Raw genomic sequence first — 2706 nt, 5'->3', positions numbered from 1 at the left:
GTATGGCTATAGCCTTGATCGAGCACGAGGCCTGCGGCCTCGCGTTTGAACTCAGCGGAAAAGGAACGACGTTGCTTGGTCATCAGACACCTCTATCTGGCGAGCATTCTCGCCTAAATGGGTGTCCGGTTTCATTAGACCACTACAAACACGACATGCAGCTTCTAAGTGCTGCGAACTAAAAGGTGGGATGCGGGTACTCAAAACCAATCTCCATCGGTAAACACTAGAGTGCCGCTCGAGCACCTGGGAAAATAGCCCATAGGCCAATGTGTCGAATGAGAGAGCGCACGAGGTACTAGCCCTAAATATCCGATCTGAGATTTTCCTCCAGATGCTCAACTCTGGATGTGCCCGGAATTGGGAACATGACCGGCGAGTAGTTCAGAAGCCATTTCAAGGCATGGGTTGCCGAGGGGGGCTGGTCTCGAACCTCACTGGTTGAAAAATACCTTCCGGCGCTCAAAGGCGCGTAAGGAATGAACGCTATTTCGTTCTGTTCACACCAGCGGATCACATCTTCGGACTGGTTATCTAGGATGCTAAATTGATTCTGAACCGCTGCGATGGGTGCAATCGCAATCGCCTGCGTGAGTTGAGGAATATCGACTTTCGACAAGCCCAGGCATTTGATCTTCCCTTCTTGCCGCATCTGCTCAAGCTCCCCGACCTGGTCAGCCAAGGGGACATTTGGATCGACACGGTGCAAGTAATACAGATCTATCGCTTCGACGTTGAGCTGCCTGAGGCTCATCTCAACGCACTGGCGCAAATACGCTGGAACGCCGCATGGCGTCCACTTGCCGGGGCCTTGGCGGGTGAAGCCACCTTTAGTTGCAATGATCAGGTCGTCGGCATAGGGAAACAACGCTTTACGAATTAGCCCCTCGGCCACATTTGGCCCATAGGCGTCAGCGGTATCGATGTGTTGCACGCCCAACTCCACCGCTTTACGCAGGAGCTGGACGGCTTCAGCTTCTGAAGCAGGTGGGCCCCAGATGCCCGGCCCCGTGAGCCTCATGGTGCCAAACCCGAGGCGCCTCACCTGCTTTCCTGCCAAGAGTCCCGTACGGGCGCCGGTCATAAGTGCTCCAATTTTCGAAGGATTTGGGTGTGTAAGCTATCGAGAAGAGCATCCCGTACGTCAGGAAGAAGCATCTGATGCTGGATCCCGAAGTCGCTCAAAATCTGGTGCAAATGGCTGTCGACGGACGCCCTGAAAGACAAGTTGGTATCGCGTCCTGGGCCAAGAGCAATGGAGCTATCAAGCCTGGTCGCAACGATCGTCGTGTAGCCAGGAAGCTGGCTGGTTATTAATGATTTGACCGCGTCTACCTGGTGCATCGGTGCAGGTGTACCTCGATGCTCGACTGCGGCATTCCAATACGCCACGGCATCCATGATCGGTCGATCGACCAATATCACCTCGGCAGTGTCAGCCGCTGCTCGTTGCGCCTCAAGCGTACGATCGATAAACCACATCGTGGAGTCGTAGGTATGCTGAGTGAGCAGCGGGATACCTTGCTGTACCGCAAGCTTCCCGAACGATGGGATGGTAGCAACGCAGATGCCTTTGCACTCAAGTGAAACTTTGAGCGCTTCACAGAAGGTGGACTTCCCCGTGGAGTGGGTTCCAGTGACACCTAAAAGAACAGGCTTCACCATAGGCTTCCTTGCTCCGGGGGAGGCGATTGCTCGTAAGGTTGCGTTTTGAGCTGCGCAATTTTGCAGATGTCCTGCCAAGTGCTGGCAGCTGACTTTTCGATGAGATGATCAAGCAATAAGGCCGTCGCATAAGCATCATCTGCTGCCCGGTGGAGCTGGTCGGCGACGTTGTCGCGCAGCCCTGTGTCAATGAGCAATGACTCAAGCCGATGGCTCTTGGCGTTAGGGTAAACGTGACGAGCAAGTTTCAAAGTGTCGATGACCCCAACTGGCGACCATTCGGGTAGGTGACGCTTCATCACGCCATAGTCGACCGACGCATTGTGCGCGACGAACCATCGGCTCTGCAGGTGCTGCTCGACGTCATCCATGATCTCAGCCCAGGATGGGCAATTTTCCAGCTCCGCGTTTTTAATACCGTGGATTCGCTGGGCCTGCCAAGTGATCCGGTGGACGGGCTTGATTAACCAAGACAAAAGCTCGCGGTTTTCCGTCGGTGGAAATGAGGCGATACCCACCTCGACCAAGTCGGGTGGCGAATGCCCATTACCCTCAACGTCTACGATGATGATTGGTTCAGAGGGCCAGGCGAAGTCTGTTTTTAGCATCAGAGATTCCTTGTAGCCTCGGCGCGGCCATGGCGCGCGTAGTGATGGGGCTTGTCAGCGTCGTGCACCTGATAGCCTAGGGAGTGCTGTAAGTAGTAACGACGCTGTTCATCCAGGCCACGAACGACAATCGCACGGTCGTTCACCTGCGGGTCTTCCACAGCACCCAGCTCGTGGCACATTCGATTGAGAATCTGCTGATCTGGCTTCTTCCATGCCGCCTTGCAGATGGAGAATTGGGAGCTAGGGCAGGTATCGCATAGTTCGGTGATGCCGAAGTGTCCGTTGTAGTGGTCTAATGAAACCGGACACCCATTTAGGCGAGAATGCTCGCCAGATAGAGGTGTCTGATGACCAAGCAACGTCGTTCCTTTTCCGCTGAGTTCAAACGCGAGGCCGCAGGCCTCGTGCTCGATCAAGGCTATAGCCATAC

4 protein-coding genes and 1 pseudogene are annotated in these 2706 nt (G+C 54.8%); 1 reads left to right on the top strand and 4 read right to left on the bottom strand.

Going from position 1 to position 2706, the window contains the following annotated elements; all coding sequences use genetic code 11:
• A partial coding sequence (locus tag DK261_RS33835; RefSeq protein WP_371923060.1) for a hypothetical protein occupies nucleotides 1-182 on the top strand: 182 nt, incomplete at its 5' end.
• Between the two features lie 122 nt (nucleotides 183-304).
• On the opposite strand, the gene DK261_RS07225 is transcribed toward DK261_RS33835, so the two are convergent.
• The 4 genes and pseudogenes from DK261_RS07225 to DK261_RS33830 all read right to left on the bottom strand — a co-directional run.
• Nucleotides 305-1084 (bottom strand): aldo/keto reductase, encoded by a 780-nt coding sequence (locus DK261_RS07225; protein ID WP_081360885.1) that lies wholly within the window; start codon nucleotides 1082-1084, stop codon nucleotides 305-307.
• Nucleotides 1081-1662: an AAA family ATPase gene (locus DK261_RS07220; RefSeq protein WP_158286936.1), complete on the bottom strand. Its 582-nt coding sequence runs from the start codon at nucleotides 1660-1662 to the stop codon at nucleotides 1081-1083. The genes DK261_RS07225 and DK261_RS07220 overlap by 4 nt, the downstream gene beginning before the upstream one ends.
• Nucleotides 1659-2273, bottom strand: a complete 615-nt coding sequence (locus DK261_RS07215) for a 3'-5' exonuclease (RefSeq protein ID WP_081360881.1) — start codon at nucleotides 2271-2273, stop codon at nucleotides 1659-1661. The genes DK261_RS07220 and DK261_RS07215 overlap by 4 nt, the downstream gene beginning before the upstream one ends.
• A pseudogene (locus DK261_RS33830) lies at nucleotides 2273-2706 on the bottom strand (hypothetical protein); the annotation flags it as partial. The pseudogene DK261_RS33830 and the gene DK261_RS07215, both read right to left, overlap by 1 nt.

Source organism: Pseudomonas sp. RW409, assembly GCF_003184125.1.
GTDB lineage: Bacteria > Pseudomonadota > Gammaproteobacteria > Pseudomonadales > Pseudomonadaceae > Aquipseudomonas > Aquipseudomonas chlororaphis_I.
The sequence above is the reverse complement of the archived record's forward strand: the minus strand, read 5'-3'. Positions and strand labels throughout refer to the sequence as shown.

Excerpts from the sequence above, each read along its gene's own strand:
- DK261_RS07225 (WP_081360885.1), bottom strand. The coding sequence starts at position 1,084 with ATGACCGGCGCCCGTACGGGACTCTTGGCAGGAAAGCAGGTGAGGCGC.
- DK261_RS07215 (WP_081360881.1), bottom strand. The coding sequence starts at position 2,273 with ATGCTAAAAACAGACTTCGCCTGGCCCTCTGAACCAATCATCATCGTA.